15 protein-coding genes are annotated in these 17,197 nt (G+C 70.0%); 9 read left to right on the top strand and 6 right to left on the bottom strand.

Annotated elements, in window-relative coordinates; translation table 11 throughout:
• The first annotated feature begins 100 nt into the window (after positions 1-100).
• From BN1187_RS05290 to BN1187_RS05275, 4 genes are all read left to right on the top strand, one after another.
• Positions 101-967 carry a MetQ/NlpA family ABC transporter substrate-binding protein gene (locus BN1187_RS05290; RefSeq protein WP_040159352.1) on the top strand — a complete coding sequence of 289 codons (867 nt, stop codon included), beginning with the start codon at positions 101-103 and terminating at the stop codon, positions 965-967.
• Between the two features lie 4 nt (positions 968-971).
• Positions 972-1,955: a methionine ABC transporter ATP-binding protein gene (locus BN1187_RS05285; RefSeq protein WP_040159350.1), complete on the top strand. Its 984-nt coding sequence runs from the start codon at positions 972-974 to the stop codon at positions 1,953-1,955.
• A complete protein-coding gene (locus BN1187_RS05280; RefSeq protein WP_040159348.1) occupies positions 1,952-2,620 on the top strand; it encodes a methionine ABC transporter permease in 669 nt (222 codons plus the stop codon). Before BN1187_RS05285 ends, BN1187_RS05280 begins: the two co-directional genes overlap by 4 nt.
• A 586-nt stretch (positions 2,621-3,206) precedes the next feature.
• Complete coding sequence (locus BN1187_RS05275; RefSeq protein WP_040159346.1) at positions 3,207-4,691, top strand: gluconokinase; 1,485 nt, start codon at positions 3,207-3,209, stop codon at positions 4,689-4,691.
• A gap of 1 nt (position 4,692) precedes the next feature.
• Here BN1187_RS05275 and BN1187_RS05270 read toward each other — a convergent pair whose 3' ends face one another.
• On the bottom strand, positions 4,693-6,480 hold the full coding sequence (locus BN1187_RS05270; RefSeq protein WP_040159344.1) for a glycoside hydrolase family 15 protein: 1,788 nt from the start codon (positions 6,478-6,480) through the stop codon (positions 4,693-4,695).
• A gap of 243 nt (positions 6,481-6,723) precedes the next feature.
• Here BN1187_RS05270 and BN1187_RS05265 point away from each other — a divergent pair, with 243 nt between their 5' ends.
• On the top strand, positions 6,724-8,178 hold the full coding sequence (locus tag BN1187_RS05265; RefSeq protein ID WP_040159342.1) for an APC family permease: 1,455 nt from the start codon (positions 6,724-6,726) through the stop codon (positions 8,176-8,178).
• Entirely contained in the window at positions 8,175-9,116 is a 942-nt protein-coding gene (locus BN1187_RS05260) for a universal stress protein (protein ID WP_040159340.1), read from the top strand. The genes BN1187_RS05265 and BN1187_RS05260 overlap by 4 nt, the downstream gene beginning before the upstream one ends.
• A 3-nt stretch (positions 9,117-9,119) precedes the next feature.
• Here BN1187_RS05260 and BN1187_RS05255 read toward each other — a convergent pair whose 3' ends face one another.
• Complete coding sequence (locus BN1187_RS05255; protein WP_040159338.1) at positions 9,120-9,815, bottom strand: DUF2848 family protein; 696 nt, start codon at positions 9,813-9,815, stop codon at positions 9,120-9,122.
• 85 nt (positions 9,816-9,900) lie between these two features.
• Between BN1187_RS05255 and BN1187_RS05250 the strand changes: the two genes are divergently transcribed.
• A complete protein-coding gene (locus BN1187_RS05250; RefSeq protein WP_040159336.1) occupies positions 9,901-11,241 on the top strand; it encodes an MFS transporter in 1,341 nt (446 codons plus the stop codon).
• Here BN1187_RS05250 and BN1187_RS05245 read toward each other — a convergent pair.
• Positions 11,222-11,890, bottom strand: a complete 669-nt coding sequence (locus BN1187_RS05245; protein ID WP_040159335.1) for a GntR family transcriptional regulator — start codon at positions 11,888-11,890, stop codon at positions 11,222-11,224. The genes BN1187_RS05250 and BN1187_RS05245 overlap by 20 nt on opposite strands.
• Positions 11,891-11,916: 26 nt before the next feature.
• On the opposite strand from BN1187_RS05245, the gene BN1187_RS05240 reads away from it, so the two are divergent.
• Positions 11,917-12,723, top strand: a complete 807-nt coding sequence (locus BN1187_RS05240; protein WP_235750594.1) for a carbon-nitrogen hydrolase family protein — start codon at positions 11,917-11,919, stop codon at positions 12,721-12,723.
• On the opposite strand, the gene BN1187_RS05235 is transcribed toward BN1187_RS05240, so the two are convergent.
• The gene (locus BN1187_RS05235) at positions 12,701-13,291 is read right to left on the bottom strand and encodes a CE1759 family FMN reductase (protein ID WP_040159333.1); all 591 of its coding nucleotides are present in this window, start codon (positions 13,289-13,291) and stop codon (positions 12,701-12,703) included. The two genes, BN1187_RS05240 and BN1187_RS05235, sit on opposite strands and share 23 nt — an antisense overlap.
• Positions 13,288-14,445: an LLM class flavin-dependent oxidoreductase gene (locus BN1187_RS05230; protein ID WP_040159331.1), complete on the bottom strand. Its 1,158-nt coding sequence runs from the start codon at positions 14,443-14,445 to the stop codon at positions 13,288-13,290. The genes BN1187_RS05235 and BN1187_RS05230 overlap by 4 nt, the downstream gene beginning before the upstream one ends.
• Positions 14,446-14,564: 119 nt before the next feature.
• On the opposite strand from BN1187_RS05230, the gene BN1187_RS05225 reads away from it, so the two are divergent.
• The gene (locus BN1187_RS05225) at positions 14,565-15,359 is read left to right on the top strand and encodes an HAD hydrolase family protein (protein WP_040159329.1); all 795 of its coding nucleotides are present in this window, start codon (positions 14,565-14,567) and stop codon (positions 15,357-15,359) included.
• A gap of 9 nt (positions 15,360-15,368) precedes the next feature.
• Here the strand turns inward: BN1187_RS05225 and ptsP are convergent, their stop codons facing one another.
• The gene (ptsP, locus tag BN1187_RS05220) at positions 15,369-17,048 is read right to left on the bottom strand and encodes a phosphoenolpyruvate--protein phosphotransferase (protein WP_040159327.1); all 1,680 of its coding nucleotides are present in this window, start codon (positions 17,046-17,048) and stop codon (positions 15,369-15,371) included.
• Between the last annotated feature and the right edge of the window lie 149 nt (positions 17,049-17,197).

The following is a 17,197-nucleotide window of genomic DNA, read 5'->3' as shown; positions in this document are numbered from 1 at the left end:
CCGGACGGTCGCGCCCCCACCGAGTTCCTCGCGGATCGATCGCCCGAGGGTCGTGCTGTCGGACACCTGCCCTGACGCCCGCCTCCTCGAAGGAACAACCATGAACCGCCTGCTCAGAACCGTCCTCGCGCTCGCCGCGGCGATCACACTCGCCGTGGGTCTGTCGGGCTGCGGCGCCAACGCGTCCGGCTCCAACGCCCCGCTGCGCGTGATGGCGGACGTCCGCCCGCACGCCGAACTGATCAAGAAGGCCCAGGAGCTCGGGCTCCTCGGCGACGTCAAGGTCGAGGTCCAGGAGATCTCCGGCAGCGTCGATCCGAACCAGCTCGTCCAGGCCGGCGACATCGACGCGAACTTCTTCCAGCACGTCCCCTACCTGAACGACTGGAACGCCAGCCACAACGCCAACCTCGTCCAGGTCGGCAAGCCCGTCCACGTGGAGCCGCTCGGCCTCTACTCCAAGAAGGTCGCCAGCGTCGCTGCGACCCCGCAGGGCGCGAAGATCGCCATCCCCGCCGACCCGACGAACCAGGGGCGCGCGCTGTTCCTGCTCGCGGACGCCGGGCTGATCACCCTCAACGTGAAGGCCGACGACCCGAACCTGAACTACGCCCAGGTGACCAAGAAGAACATCACCGGCAACCCGAAGAACCTCTCGTTCATCGAGATCGAGCGCCCGCAGCTGGCCGCCAGCCTCGACGACCCCCAGGTCACGCTGTCGATCATCAACGGCAACTACGCCATCGAGGCGGGGCTCAACCCGTCCACCGACGCGAAGGCGATCGAGAAGTCCGAGAACAACCCGTACGCGAACGTGCTGGTCACCCGGCAGGAGCTCAAGGACGACCCGCGCGTCCAGAAGCTGGCCGAGGCGCTGACGTCCGACAAGATCCAGCAATACATCCGCGACACCTACAAGGGTTCCGTCGTCCCGTACACGGGTTCCGTCGTCCCGGCCAAGGGCTGATCGCATGATCGTCGTCGATTCCGTCTCGAAGGTCTACAAGACCAAGACGTCGACCGTCACCGCGGTGGACGACGTCTCGCTCAGCATCGCTTCGGGCGAGATCTTCGGCATCCTCGGGCGCAGCGGGGCGGGGAAGACCACCCTGCTCCGCTGCCTCAACTTCCTGGAGCGGCCCACCTCGGGCCGCATCCTCGTGGACGGGGTGGATTTCACCGCCCTGTCGGCCACGAAGCTGCGCTCGGCCCGGCAGAAGATCGGTACCGTCTTCCAGCACTTCAACCTGCTCAGCTCCCGGACCGCTGCCGACAACATCGCCTTCCCGCTCGAGATCACCGGGGTGCCGAAGAAGCAGCGGGACGCCCGCGTCGCCGAGTTGCTCGAGCTCGTCGGCCTCGCGGACCGGGGCGCGTCGTTCCCGTCCCAGCTGTCCGGCGGCCAGAAGCAGCGCGTCGGCATCGCGCGCGGGCTCGCGGCGTCCCCGTCGGTGCTGCTGTTCGACGAGGCGACGAGCGCGCTCGACCCGGCCACGACCGAGCAGATCCTCGACCTGGTCAAGAACATCAACCAGGCGACCGGCGTCACGGTCGTGCTCATCACGCATGAATCCGAGGTCGTCCGGCGCATCTGTGACTCGGCGGCCCTGATGGAGGCCGGCCGCGTCGTCGAGAACGGGCACCTGCTGGACGTCCTCGCCCGCCCCGACTCGCGCCTGGCCGAGATCCTGCTGCCGGTCAGCGGGCCGACCCCGCCCGTCGGCCGCGTCCTCACGATGAGCTTCGCGCAGGCCGACGCCGGTGAGCCGCTGCTCAGCCACCTGACGCGCGACCTCGACGTCGACGTGTCGATCCTCGGCGGCACCATGGAGACGGTCGCCGGCCACAAGGTCGGACGCCTCCGCGTCGCCCTCACCAAACCGAAGGACTACGTGGACGACCGCCTCGTCGAGCAGTACCTGACCGAGCGCAACGTGGGGGTGAGCTGGGCATGAACGAGGTCTCGTGGCTGGACGCCCTCCCCGAACTCGTCGGCGCGATGGGCCAGACAGGCTGGATGGTCATCTGGTCGTTCCTCATCACCGTCGTGCTGGGGATCGTCAGCGGGGTCGCCCTCAGGCTCACCGCGCCGGACGGCCTGCGTCCTAAACGGGCGTTCTACGGCATCTTCGGCGCCATCGTGAACCTGGCCCGCTCGCTGCCGTTCCTCATCTTGATGATCGCGCTGCTGGGTTTCACCCGCTTCATCGTGGGGACGGCCTACGGTCCGACGGCGGCGATCATCCCGCTGGCGGTCGGGGCGATCCCCTTCTACGCCCGGGTCGTCGAGTCGGCGCTGCGCGAGGTCGCCCCCGGCAAGCTCGAGGCGGCGGTGGTGATGGGCGCCGACATCGGGCAGATCGTCCGCAAGGTGCTGCTGCCCGAGGCGCTGCCCGGGCTCATCTCGGGGGCGACGCTGACGCTCGTGACGCTGATCGGCTACTCCACGATGGCCGGCGCGATCGGCGGCGGCGGCGTCGGCGACTTCGCGATCCGCTACGGCTACCAGCGCAACAACGAGCCCGTGCTGCTGATGTCGGTGATCGTGCTGATCGTCCTCGTGCAGCTCATCCAGAGCATCGGGGACGCCCTCGTCCGCTCGCTGAACCATCGGCGCTGAGGCGGGCCGACGGCGGCCGCCCGGGGAACGAGACTGTTTCGTGACGAACCCCCCGGCGGCCCGCCTGCGCGGCGCAGGACGCGCAAGTGCGACGCCTGTCCCGGCAACGGCGTGCAATCTGCACGAAGGTGCAAATTTCACATTCACAACTGCACATGCCTAAAGATTTGGCGACATTTGATCGATCCACCCGGGACAGAGGGCGGCGTTACCCGATCTTCACCGAAATTGTTTGCGTATCGCCCCCGCTCGGGGACAGGCCCAGCCCTCCCCGGAGGGCGGCTTACCCCCCAACCGAGCCGCGCCTGCTAGGCACGACGCCGCAACCGGCCCTACCCTGAGAAACGCCTGGGGAGTTGCTGGCCACTTTTGCCGCAGCTCCTCGGTGCCGTTAAGGGACGGGCTACGCTGCCCCCCTTCACCCGGGCGCCAACGACCCGCACGAGGAATCGCTCCCCCGCGGCCGCCGGCCTCCGCCACGCAGCCGCCAGAACGGGCGGGCAGCGTCACGGCGTTGTGCGGACTGGGCACCTAGCGAGTGGCGCTGGGGTAGCGTGAGCTGATCTCAGGTGCAAGGGAGCCGACGATGTCCTTCAAGACGAGCCTCGAAGACGCCGTTTTGCCGCTGGTGTTGGCCTTGGACGTGGGCAGCACGGGCACGCGGGGAGGCCTGTACGACGCGCGCGGGCTACCGCTGAAGAAGTCCAACAGCAAGGTGGCCCACGCGTTCACGACGCTCGAGGACGGGACGTCCACGATCAACGCCGACCAGGTCACCGAGGAGATCCGCCAGTGCATCGACTATTGCACCGGCACCACCGACCAGCCCATCGCGGCCGTCGCGATCGACACCTTCGCGTCCTCCCTGGTCGGCGTGGACGCCCAGGGTCACGCCATCACCCCCTGCTACACCTACGCCGACAGCCGTTGCGCGCCGCAGGTGTCGTACCTGCGCAGCATCCTCGACGAGGACGCCACCCAGCAGCGCACCGGCACCCGGCAGCACACGGGCTACCTGCCGCCGAGGTTCCTCTGGCTCAAGCAGAGCCACCCCGACGTCTTCAACCGCGTCGACCGCTGGCTGTCTCTCGGCGAGTACGCCTGGCAGCGGCTCATCGGGACCACCGCTGCGGGCACGTCCACCGCCGCCTGGACCGGCATGCTCAACCGCCGCCAGGGCACCTGGGACGAGGAGCTGTGCAAGCTCGTCGGCGTCGACATGGAGCAGCTCTCCCCCATCGCCCCGCCGAGCAAGCCGCTGACGCCGAAGAAGCGGGTGTCGGGCTTCGGCGGCAACCTCGCCGACGCTGTCTGGTTCGCCCCCATCTCCGACGGCCACAGCCAATCGATCGGTACCGGCACGATGGACTCGAGCCAGATGGTGCTCAGCGCCGCCACCTCGGGGGCGATGCGGGTGCTCGTCGAGGGCGACCTCGACGACATCCCGCGTGGGCTGTGGTGCAATCGCATCGACGAGACCCGCTCCATCCTGGGCGGCGCCCTCAACGACGTCGGACGCGCCGTCACCTGGCTCGAGAGCACCCTGCAGCTGCCCGAGCACGAGGTCATCGAGCAGATGCTGCTGGACGACCCGGTTCCCGGCACCCCGATCGTGCTGCCCTGGTTCTCGGGCGAACGGTCCACCGGCTGGGTCGGCCAGGCCCGGGCGGTGTTCCAGCGCGTCTCTGCGGCCACCACGCCGTTGGAGCTCTACCGCGGCACCGTCGAGGGGGTCGCATTCTCGTACAACCGCATGTTCGTCGAGCTGATGCAGGTGACCGGACGCCCGCACGAGATCCTCGGCACCGGGCGGGTCAGCAACGACATCCCCGGCCTGATGCAGATCGTCGCGGACGTCACGACGGCGCCGGTGATCCCGATCACGATCAAGCGCTCCACGCTGCACGGGACGGCGCTGATGGCGCTGGAGGTGATCGCGCCCGACGTCGAGCGGGCCGAGGTCACCCGCGGTGACACCTTCCAGCCCCACCGCGACCGCTTCGGCTACTACCATCAGCGCGCCGAGCGGTTCCAGGTGCTCTACGACAAGGTGATCGCCCAGGTGAACTGAGCTAGGCCTCCTGCCGTGCCCGGCGCAGGTCGAAGGCGGCCCGGACGAGGCCCAGGTGGGAGAACGCCTGGGGGTAGTTGCCGTACCAGGTGCCCTCGCCGTCCACCTCTTCGGACATCAGCTGCAGCTCGCCCATCAGGCCCACCATGCGTTCCATCAGGGCGTTCGCCTCGTCGAGTCGGCCCAGGTGTGCGTAGGCGCTGACGAGCCAGAAGCAGCACATGACGAACGGGTGCTCGTCGCCCGCCAGCCCGTCGACGCCCGACGTCGTCCGGTACCGCAGCACCAGCCCGTCGCGTAACAGGTCGCGCTCGACGATCTCGACCGTCTTGACGAAGCGGGGATCGTCCCAGGCGCAGAAGCCGACCGACGGCAGCAGGAGCAGCGAGGCGTCCACCTCGTCGGTGTCGTCGTGCTGGGTGAAGTAGCCCTCTTCGTGGACGCCCTTGGCGTCGACCTCCTCGCGCACCGCCTCGCGCACCGTCCGCCACCGTTCGACCCGCTGGTCCGCGGGGAAGTCGCCGGACTCGACCGCCCGCACCGCCCGGTCGAACGCCGCCCACACCATGACGCGGGAGTGCGTGAAGTGGTGGAGCGGCCCGCGGATCTCCCAGATGCCGTTGTCGGGCTCGCGCCAATGGTCGGCGAGGTCGTCCACGAGCTCGCACTGCAGGGCTGCGCTGTCGGCGTCCTCGGCCAGGCCGGCCCGGCGCGCCTGCTCCAGAGCGACCATCACCTCGCCGAGCACGTCGGTCTGGCGCTGGCCGACCGCGCCGTTGCCGATGCGTACCGGGCGCGACCCGGCATATCCGGGCAGGTGGTCGAGCTCGCGCTCGGGCAGGTCGTGACCCCCGTCGATGCGGTACATGATCTGCATCCGCTGCGGGTTGCCCGCCACCGCCCGCAGCAGCCAGTTGCGCCACGACTCGGCTTTGTGCCGGTAGCCCGCCGTGATCAGCGCCTCGAGCGTCAGGGCGGAGTCGCGCAGCCAGCAGAAGCGGTAGTCCCAATTGCGCTCGCCCACCATGTCCTCGGGCAGGGACGTCGTGGGCGCCGCCACGATGCCGCCCCACTCCGCGTGCGTCAGGTGCCGCAGCACCAGCAGGGAGCGACGGACGACCTCCGCGTGCGGGACGTCCAACACCGACGAGTCCAGCCACTCCCGGTGCAACCGCAGCGTCGTCTCGAGGGCGAGTTGCGGCTCGACGGTGGTGCGCGGCGCGGTGTGGGACGGCGACCAGACGAGGTCGAAGTCGGCAACGTCCCCGGCACGGACCTCGAAGGTGCACCCGCCGACGTCGTTCTCCTCCGGCAGGAACGGCCCGTGCAGCCGGAACCCGTCCGGGCCGGTCAGCGCGTCGAGGCAGTCCTCGCCGTCGACGGTCTCGCGGCGCGTCCACGGCTTCCGCAGCCCGTACCAGCCCCGGACGACGAACTCGTGCCGCATGGTGACCTGGCCCTCGACCCCCTCGACCCGGCGGACGAGATCCGCGCGGTTGGACCCCGCCGGCATGAAGTCGATGACCCGTACCCTCCCGGTGGACGTCGTGTGCGTCGTCTCCAGCACGAGGGAGTCGGGCAGGTAGCGGCGGGTGGTGCTCGCCGGCCCGTCCGGGCCGATCAGCCAGTGCCCGTTCGTCTCGTCGCCGAGCAGCGCGGCGAACGCGGCCGGGGAGTCGAAGTCGGGCAGGCACAGCCAGTCGACCGAGCCGTGGGGACAGATCAGTGCCCCCGTCCGGCGGTCGCCGATGAAGGCGTAGTCCGAGATGGCGTGGGCGGGCTCGGTCATGGCGACTCCTTTGTGACGGGCAGGGGGTTCCCACCATTCATAGCAAACGTCCCACAGGAGCGCCCCGCCCGAAGGCGTCCCGCTAAATGAGGACGAACCGGCGCCCGACAAGCGCAATCACCCAGGTCGAGAAAGCAAGGAAGGTGGCAGGGCGGCCCGGGGTGAACCGGTCATGTATTCACAATGGCCCCTGGTTGAGCGACACTCAAAGGTGACCAAACGCCTAAGGACCAGAGGCACTTCATGACCAACACACGACAAAAGGCCGAACCCACCCTGTGGCAGCGGGTGACCCGGGTGAAATCACTTGATGCGGGGGATCAGGAGACCGGGCTCGTGCGTTCGATCGGGCTCTTCCAGCTCACCATGATGGGCGTGGGCTGCACGATCGGCACCGGCATCTTCTTCGTCCTGACCACCCAGGTCCCCAAGGCCGGGCCCGCGATCGTCTTCTCGTTCATCTTCGCCGCTGTGCTGGCCGGCCTCACGGCCCTCTGCTACGCCGAGCTGGCAAGCGCCGTTCCCGTGTCGGGTTCGTCGTACTCCTACGCCTACGCCACCCTCGGCGAGGGGGCGGCCATCGTCGTCGCCGCCTGCCTCCTGCTCGAGTACGGCGTCTGCTCGGCGGCGGTCGCCGTCGGCTGGTCGGAATACCTGAACAAGCTGTTGGAGAACCTGTTCGGCTGGAGCCTGCCCGACGTGGTCTCGTTCTCCCCCGCCGCGGGCGGCGTCGTGAACCTCCCGGCCGTGATCTTGGTGATGCTGTGCGGAATCCTGCTGATCCGCGGCTCCAGTGAATCCGCGATGGTGAATGCCGTCATGGTCATCATCAAGATCGGCGTCCTGGTGATGTTCATCGCGATCGGCGTCACCGGCTGGAACACGAACAACCTGGCCGACTTCGCCCCGTTCGGCGCGGCGGGGGTCTGGGCCGCGACGGGCGGCATCTTCTTCAGCTTCATCGGCCTGGACGCCGTGTCCACCGCCGGCGAGGAGGTCAAGGACCCCACCCGCACGATGCCCAAGGCGATCGTCCTGGCCCTGCTGATCGTGACGACGATCTACGTCGCGGTGGCCCTGGTGGCCGTCGCCGCGCAGCCGTGGCAGGAGTTCGCCGGCCAGGAGGCCGGGCTCGCCCAGATCCTGCAGAACGTCACCGGCCAGCAGTGGCCCGGCACCGTCCTCGCGGCCGGGGCGGTGATCTCGATCTTCTCCGTGACGCTCGTCACGCTGTACGGCCAGACCCGCATCCTGTTCACGATGGGCATGGACGGCGTCCTGCCGTCCGTCTTCCGCAGCGTCAACCGCAAGACCCAGACGCCGATCCCCAACACGATCATCGTCTGCGTCGTGGTGAGCGTCCTCGCCGGGTTCGTCCCGCTGGAGGGGCTGGCCGACCTCACCAGCATCGGGACGCTGTTCGCGTTCGCGGTGGTCTCGGTGGCCGTCATCGTGCTGCGTCACACCCGGCCGCACATGCGCCGCACCTTCAAGGTGCCCGGCTATCCCCTCACGCCGATCCTGTCGGTGCTGGCCTGCGTCGTGGTGATCAACGGCTTGCCGTCGATCACGTTCTTGTTCTTCGCCCTGTGGGTCGGGGTTGCTCTTGTGTTCTACTTCACGTGGGGCATCAAGCACTCCCGGCTGCAGCTCCACCCCGAGGAGGCAGCGAACCAACCGGACGGAGACCTGGTATGAGCATCGTCGTCGGCTACGGCCCGCAGGAGCGCGGCCGCGAGGCACTCGAGTTGGGCAAGGCGCTGGCGCACTCCCTGGACGAGTCGATGGTCGTCTGCACCGTCGTCCTCGACCGCTGGCAGGTGGACGGCCTCGCCCGCGGCGTCGATCGCCAGTACCAGGGGGCGCTGACCGAGATGGCGCGCGACGTCCTGGACGATGCCAAGTCAGCGCTGGCCGGCGAGAACGAGCTGTCGATCGACTTCGAGGTCGTCGCGGGGCTGTCGGTGGCGCAGGCGCTCATCGACGAGGCGCATGAGCGGGAGGCGCGGATGTGCGTGCTCGGCTCCTCGCTGCAGAGCCGCTGGGGCGAGCTCGCCATCGGCAGCGTCAGCCAGCGGCTCATGGTGAGCTCGCCGGTGCCGATCGCCGTCGCGCCGCGCGGCTACCGCGTCCAGCCCGAGGGACGCCTCGAGCGCGTCGTCCTCGGCGTGGACCCCGAGCGGCCGAGCGAGGAGGCGGCGCTCGCCGCGGCGGTCCTCGCGGCGGACGCGGGCGCCGAGCTGCACCTCATCAGCTTCGCCACCGGCGAGAAAGAGGGGATGTGGCGGCGCGGCCTCGGCGAGGTGGAACGCGCCCACCTGTACCAGGAACACGCGGGCAAGCTGCTGAAGTCCCTGGCGGGAACCATCAACGGCCATCCCTCGCTCCCGGCGGTCGCCAGCTACCGCGTCCTGCACGCGAACGGCTGGCGCGAGGCGCTCGACAAAGCCGAGTTCCGCAGGCACGGCGACATGCTGGTCGTCGCGTCCAGCAACGCCGGACCGCTGGAGCAGCTGTTCCTGGGCTCGAGCGCGATGCGGATCATCAAGCACTCGCCGGTCCCGGTGCTCGTGCTGCCGAAGGCCTCGCTCCACGGGGAGGGAACCGCCGTCGTCGACCTGGACGAGCAGGCCTGAGCCTCACTGCCAGGGCTCTGGCAGCACCTCGACCGTGTAGGCCACCGTGCTGACGTTGCCGTCGCGGTCCGCGAGTTCGACGCGCCAGGCGTCCGCGAACTGGTCGACCTCGGGCACCATGCCGATCGTGCCGCCCAGGAACACGGTGCCGGGCCGCAGCAGGCCGGCCTCGCCCAGCCGCGCGATCCAGTGGTCGACGCTGAGAAGCTCGGCGGGGGTCCCGTCCTGGATGAGGGTGTCGACGCCGTCGTGGGTGACCCACGCGCGAAGGCTGAAGTCGTCGAAGGACGCCTTGACGTCGCCGTAGCGCCACGCCACGTCGCCCAGCAGATCGGGGGACGCCTGCTTGCTCCACGCCACGCCGTGCACCTCGAGCGCGCGGTCGGTGTGGTCGCACGCGGCCGTCACCAGATAGTCGTCGGCGGACGCCGCGTCGGCCGGCACGATCAGCGCCCACTCGGCCTCGCCGGACGTCTGGCCGTGCGCCACCTGGACGTGGTCGTCTTGGACGGCGAGCATCGCCGGCAGCGGGTACATCGTGGGGATGCGCTCCGGCCCCGGGACGCCCAGCCGCGCGAGTTCGTCGATATGGTGCTGCACCTTCTCGGTGTCGCGTCCCGCGTAGCCGCCATTGAGTGCATACTCGACTTCCACGCGGACCGATTGACCTTCGGCGACGTTGAACAGAAGATGTGACACAACAAACTCCCTTCAGGGCTGCGACCGCGCAGCGCTTTGCGTATACAGCCAGCCTCATCATGACACCACGGCGTAAGGATGTCCCATGAGCCAGTCAGCGGCGCCGGGCTACACCCGGCAAGAGCGGCGGAACCTGCACAAGGCGTTCGCCGCGAGTCTTTCGGGCACCGCGCTCGAGTGGTACGACTTCGCCCTGTTCGGCGCGGTCACCGGCACCGTCTTCAGCAAGCTGTTCTTCGACGGCTCCGACCCGCGCGTGGACACGATCCGCGCGTTCATGACCTACGGAGCCGGCTACGTCGCGCGTCCCCTCGGCGGCATCTTCTTCGGACGCCTCGGCGACGTCATCGGCCGCAAGAAGGTGCTCGTCTGGACGCTGATGTTGATCGGCTTCGCCACGTTCGCGATCGGCCTGCTGCCCACCTATGGCCAGGTCGGCGTCATCGCGCCGATCCTGCTCGTGCTGTGCCGGTTCCTCCAGGGTGTCGGTGTGGGCGGCGAGTGGGGCGGCGCGGTGCTGCTGTCGAGCGAGTTCGCCCGCCCGGGCACCCGGGGGCTGTGGGCGTCCGCCGCGCAGACCGGCGTCCCGCTGGGCAGCTTCCTGGCCAACCTGCTGCTGGTCGTCATGACCTCCCTGATGCCGCAGCAGGCCTTCGTCGACTGGGGCTGGCGCGCCGCGTTCATGCTGTCGCTGGTGCTCGTCGCGTTCGGTCTGTGGATCCGCAGCAGGCTCGAGGAGACCCCGGTCTTCCAGCGGCTCGCCGAGAAGGGCGAGGAGTCGAAGGCGCCGGTCACCGAGGTGTTCCGCACCCAGGGCCGGGCCTTGCTGGGCGCCATCCTGACCCGGTTCGGCCCCGACGTGCTCTACGCGTTCTTCGCCGTCTACGTCATCACGTGGTTGCAGCAGGGGCCGAACAAGCTCACGAACACGCAGGCCCTGATGTGCACGATGACCGCTGGCTTCATCCAGGTGTTCACGATGCCGTTCGCCGGCTGGCTGTCCGACCGCATCGACCGCCGGCTGCTGTACGCGATCGCCACGGTCGCCGGCGGCGTCTGGTCGTTCGTCTTCATCAGCATGCTGAACGGCAGCCGGTCGTTCCCCCTCGCCATGGTCGGCGTGATCGCCGGCCTCATGACGCACTCGTTCATGTACGCCCCGCAGGCGGCCCACATCGCCGAGCAGTTCCACGCGCGGCTGCGCTACACCGGCAGCTCGCTGGCCTACACGTTCGCGGGCATCTTCGCGGGGGGCCTGGCCCCGACGATGTTCGCCCTGTTCTGGGCCAACGACAACAGCATGGCGATCGCCTGGTACATCGCGGGCGCCTGCGTGCTGACGCTGATCGGCCTGGCGATGGGCCGGGCCGTCGTCGACGACGCGGACCTGGCGTTCGACGAACCGCTCACGGCCGAGGGGCGTTGAGCGACTCCGACAGGACGATCGCCCGGGCGTGGCGGGCGGACGTCTTCAACAGGTGAGAGCGGACGGCGTGCACCGAGCGCTCCTCGTCGCCGGACGCCATCGCCGTGATGATCGCCTGGTGCTCGGCGACCACGTCGGAGCGGCTGGTGATGTCGCCCTGGATGGCAGCCACCCCGATCACGACGTGACGGGCGCTGATGGTCTGGTACATCTGGCTCATCACCGGGTTCTCCCCGGCGAGCACGAGTTGCAGGTGGAACTCCCGGTCGACGGTGATGACGTCGGCGGGCGGGGTCTCGGCGGGCAGGTCCCGCTGTCGGTCGACGCGTTCCTGCATCGCCTCGAGCGGGACGCGGAAGCCGTGCAGGGCCTCGCGGGCCGCCCACGTCTCGATGACGGCGCGGGCCTGCAGCGTCTGGCGGATCAGGTCGGGCGTCGGGGCCGGCACGTAGGCACCGCGGCGCGGCACGAGTTCCACGAGCCCCTCGGCCGACAGCAGCAGCAGCGCCTCGCGGACCGGTGTACGCGAGACGCCCACCTGTTCGGCGAGCTCGGTCTCGTTGATGAAACTCCCTACCAGAGAGGGATTGGAGAGCAACTCCCGGTGAAGAAAACCGTAGGCTCTGTCCCGTCCAGACTCTCGCACCATCCTTTAGGTATACAGGAGGAACCACCGTGCTGACACCCCACCTGCGGGTCGCCGCCGTCCAGATCAGCGCTTCCGACGACGTGGAGCAGAACCTCGCGGCCATCGGGGACGCCGCGGCGCGGGCGGCGGACGCGGGGGCGCAGGTGATCGTGTTCCCCGAAGCCAGCATGGTGCGGTTCGGGGTGCCGCTGGCCCGGCACGCGCAGCCACTGGACGGACCGTTCGCCGACGGCGTCCGGGCGATCGCCGCCGAGCACGGGGCGGTTCTGGTGGTCGGGATGTTCACGCCCGCCGAGGACGGCCGGGTGTACAACACGCTGCTCGCCACCGGCGCGGGCATGGAGGCGACCTACGACAAGATCCACCTGTACGACGCGTTCGGTTCGCGGGAATCGGACACGGTCGCGCCCGGCGACCAGCACGTGACGTTCACCGCCTTCGGCACCACGTTCGGGCTGGCCACCTGCTACGACCTGCGCTTCGCCGACCAGTTCACCGCGCTGGGACGCCTCGGCGCCAAGGTCATCTGCGTCCCGGCGTCCTGGGGCGACGGCCCGGGCAAGGCCGAGCAGTGGGACCTGCTCGTGCGCGCCCGGGCGATGGACGCCCAGGCGTGGCTCGTCGCGGCCGGCCAGGCGTGGACGACGCCCCAGGGCAGCGACCCGCTGGGCATCGGCCGCAGCGCCTGCGTCGACCCGCTCGGCGGGGTGCGGGCGCGGCTGTCGTCGGCGGAAGACCTGCTGGTCAGCGCGATCGACCTGGACGTCGTGGGCGACGTCCGCGCCCGGGTGCCCGTCCTGCGGCCCGCGCTCAGCGGTGAAGGAGTTCGCTGAAGTCGACGAAGTCCGCGAACTCGTCGGCGGCGTCCTGCCCCGGGCGGGCGCGCACCAGCTCGGCGAAGTCGGCCGCGGCGCGACGGATGCGGGTGTCCAGGCCCGACTCCGCGTCGCCCCAGTCGGCCGTCGCGGCGAACACCGACGTCGGAGACACCGTCGCCTTCAGGTAGAAGAACAGCGGCACCAGCGCGTGGTCGATGGCCAGCGAGTGGCGCTGCGTGCCCCCGGTGGCCGCCACCAGCACGGGGCGACGAGCCATGACACCCTCGTCGAGGGAGTCGAAGAACATCTTGAACAGCCCCGAGTAGGACGCGTTCCAGATCGGCGTCACGGCGATCACGCCCGCGGCGGTGGCGAGGGTCTCGAACGCCTCGGTGAGCGCCTTCGAGGGCACATGCGTCAGTTGACGGTTGACCAGGTCGGCCGCCAGGGTGCGGATCTCGACGGAGCGCAGCTCGACCGGCTCGCCCAAGGCGGTGGTGACGGCCTCCCCCAGCCGCTCGCCCAGCAGCTGGGTCGAGGACGGGTTGCTCGTGCCGGCGGTGACGACGGCGATGTGGCTCATCGGTTGCTTCCTTCCGTGGCGTAGGGGGACTGGCCGGTCACGTCGTCGGCGGACGCCGCGTGCTCGGCCGGGATGCGGCCCTCGGCGCGGGCGACCAGCACGCGGCTGGCGTGCGTCGGGGCGTCCGGGACGTGCTCGGGGCGTCCCTCGGCGAAGCCGCGGCGCATCTCGGGCAGGATCTCGCCGAGCAGGTCCATCTGCTCGAGGACGGTCTTCAGCGGCAGGCCGGCGTGGTCGATCAGGAACAGCTGGCGCTGGTAGTCGCCGATGTCGTCACGGAACGACAGGGTGCGCTCGAGCACCTGCTGCGGCGACCCGACGGTCAGCGGCGTCTGCTCGGTGAAGTCCTCCATCGAGGGGCCGTGCCCATAGACCGGGGCCTCGTCGAAGTAGGGCCGGAACTCGTTCACGGCGTCCTGGCTGTTGGGGCGCATGAAGAACTGCCCGCCCAGCCCGACAATCGCGGTGTCGGCGCGGCCGTGGCCGTGGTGCTCCCAGCGCTGCCGGTACAGCTGCACCATGCGCTTGGTGTGGTCCATCGGCCAGAAGATGTTGTTGTGCAGGAAGCCGTCGCCGTAGAACGCGGCCTGCTCGGCGATCTGCGGGGTGCGGATCGAGCCGTGCCAGACGAACGGCGGGACGCCTTCCAGCGGGCGGGGCGTCGACGTGAAGCCGTGCAGCGGCGTGCGGTGCCGGCCCTCCCAGTCGACGACCTCCTCGTCCCACAACTGGCGCAGCAGCGCGTAGTTCTCGATGGCGAGGCTCAGCCCGTCGCGGATGTCCTTGCCGAACCAGGGGTAGACCGGGCCGGTGTTGCCGCGTCCCATCGTCAGGTCGACGCGGCCGTCGGCCAGGTGCTGCAGCATCGCGTAGTCCTCGGCGATCTTCACCGGGTCGTTGGTGGTGATCAGCGTCGTGGACGTCGACAGGATCAACCGCTTGGTCTGGGCCGCGATGTAGGCCAGCGTGGTCGTCGGCGACGAGCTGAAGAACGGCGGGTTGTGGTGCTCGCCGATGGCGTAGACGTCGAGGCCGATGTCCTCGGCCTTCTTGGCGACCGCCACCTCGGCACGGATGCGCTCGTTCTCGGTCGGCGTACGTCCGGTCGTCGGGTCGCGGGTGATGTCGCTGACGCTCATGACACCGATCTGCATCTCGAACTCCTCCAGTTTGTTGCGCTTTCAACTAACTCAACCATACGCCTGCCCGAACTATTTCCCGTCCGCGCCGGCGCTAGGGTCGAGGCCGGCCCACGCGTGAAGGAGACAGCCCCATGAGCACGCCCACCGCGATCGTCACCGACCTGGTCGGCACCTTCTTGCGCCCAGCCGGGGGCTACGACCGGGAGCGGTTCGGGCGCGTCCGATCGACGATGGACGCGGCCGGTTGCCGGTTCGTCGCCGTCGGTGACCAGCAGTGCCCATGGCTCGCCGCCCAGTTCGACCGGCCGGAGGAGCTCGCGTTCATCGCCGAGTCCGGCGCGGTGGTGGTCGACCGACGCCGCTTCGTGGACGTCCGGGCGCTGAAGCCGGAGGCCGTCGCCGCTGCGCTCGCCGCGCTGGAGCGCACGCCGGAGGTCGTCGGCGCCCTCAGCAGCCCGCACGCCCTGTACGTGCAGGAGCGCAACGAGCACACGCTGGCCGCGCTGGCGGACGACTACCCGCGGAATCGCAGCGTCGCCGACCTGCGTGCCGTGCCCGAGCCGGTCGTGAAGGTCGTGGGCGTCTGCCCGCCCGAGCGGACGGCCGCGGTGATGGCCGCGCTCATGCCCGCGGTGGTGGGCCGGGCCAAGGTGTCCTCGAGCACCCCGGGTCGCGTGGAGGTCGTCGCGTCCGGGGTCACCCGATCGGCCGCGCTCGCCACCCTGCTGACCTCCTGGGGCCTGGACGCCTCCGGCGTCGTCGCCTTCGGGGACGGCCTGGCCGACCTCGACCTGCTGCGCGCGTGCGGCCGCAGCTTCGCCATGGCCAACGGCGCCCCCGCCTGCGAGGCCGAGGCCACCGACGTCGCCCCGGCCAACGGCGAGGACGGCGTCCTGGTCGCGATCGAGGCGCTGTTCACGCCGTGAGGTGAGCGATCAGGCGGTCAGCAGTTCCGCGGCCTTCGCCTTGGCCTCCGCGGCGCTGCCGCAGGCGAGCACCTGCTCGGCGGCCTGGCGGCATTGCTCCATCGACACGGACCCGACCTGGACGCCCACGGCGGGGATCGCGGTGGTGGCCATGGACAGGCTCGTGACGCCGAGGCCCAGCAGCACGCAGGCGAGCAGCGGGTCGGCCGCCGCCTCGCCGCAGACGCCGACGGGCTTACCCGTCCGCTGGCCCGCCTGACCCGCCTGCTGGATCAGCCGCAGCACGGCCGGCTGCCAGGGGTCGGTGAGCGTGGCCAGCGGCGACGACATGCGGTCGGCCGCCATCGTGTACTGGGTCAGGTCGTTCGTGCCGATCGAGAAGAAGTCGACCTCGGCGAGGAACTGGTCGGCCAGCAACGCCACCGCCGGAACCTCGACCATGATGCCCGGCTTGAGGTCGCGCTCACGGCAGGCGGCAGCGAAGTCGCGGGCCTCGTCCAGCGTGGCCACCATGGGCGCCATGACCCAGGTGGTCTGGCTGCCGACGTCCTCGGCCGCCGCGGCGATCGCGTCGAGCTGGCGCATGATCAGGCCCGGGTTGGACTTCTCCAGCCGGATGCCCCGCACGCCGAGCGCCGGGTTCTCCTCCTCGTCGTGGTTGGCGAAGGGGACGGGCTTGTCGGAGCCGGCGTCCAGGGTGCGGACCACGACCTTCTTGCCGGGGAACGCTCCGAGCACCTGGGCGTAGATGCCGGCCTGCTCGGTGAGGGACGGCTCGGTCTGCGCCGTCAGGAAGCACAGCTCGGTGCGGAACAGCCCGATGCCACCGGCCTGCGACTGGGACGCCTTCACGGCGGCCGGGCCGTCCTGGACGTTGGCGAGCAGGTCGACCTCGGCGCCGTCCGAGGTGTGCGCCGGCCCGCGCCAGGTGCGGATCGCCTCGCGGCGGGCGGCGTCCGACTCGACGAGGCGCTGGCCCTCCTCAGCGGCGACGCCGACGGTGACGGTGCCCAGCGTGCCGTCGACCAGCACGGGCGTCGACTCGGGGATCTTGCCCAACTCGCTGACCGCCACGACGCAGGGGATGCCGAGCTGGCGGGCGATGATGGCGGTGTGGCTGGTCGGGCCGCCGAGGCGGGTCACCAGCGCGCGGACGAACTCGGGATCGAGGCCGGCGGTGTCGGCAGGCGCCAGGTCGTCGGCCATCAGGACGATCGGGGACGTGGGCTGCGGGACGCCGGGCTCCGGCTCGCCCATCAGCTGCGCGACGGTGCGGTCGCAGATGTCGCGCAGGTCGGTGACGCGCTCGGCCATCAGCCCGCCCACCTGCTGGAACATCTGCACGAACTGCTCGGTCGCGGCCTCGGTGGCGGCCTCGGCGGTCGATCCCTGGTTGATCAGCTTCTGCGCGGCGCGCAACCAACCGCGGTCCTTGGCCAGCGAGGCGGTGGCGCCGAGCACCTCGGCGGCGACCCCGGTCGCGGCGGACGCGCGCTCGGTGAACCGGTTGGCGACGACCGCGGTCGCGCCCTTGAAGCGCTCCACCTCGGCCTCGCGCTGCTCCTCGGGCACCTGGCGCTCCTGCAGCCGCGGCGGGAGCACCGGCCTCGGACGTGCCCATCCGGCGGGCGCGTAGGCGAATCCCGACACCACGCCGGTGCCGTGAACGGTCTGGTCGATGTTCTCCATGCTTCTGCTCCCCTGCGAAGCCGGCCCACTGTCAGGTCGGGTTGGTGTGCCTCAAATCTGCCACAGCACCCTTGCGCCGTCAACACAAACGGGTGTAAAACAATGTAAGCCAACATTTTGGATGTTGGGTTGTGTTGAGTTGTCCCGCG

It is taken from the genome of Nigerium massiliense, from assembly GCF_000826085.1.
In the GTDB taxonomy this organism is placed as follows: domain Bacteria; phylum Actinomycetota; class Actinomycetes; order Propionibacteriales; family Propionibacteriaceae; genus Propioniciclava; species Propioniciclava massiliense.
The sequence above is the reverse complement of the archived record's forward strand: the minus strand, read 5'-3'. Positions and strand labels throughout refer to the sequence as shown.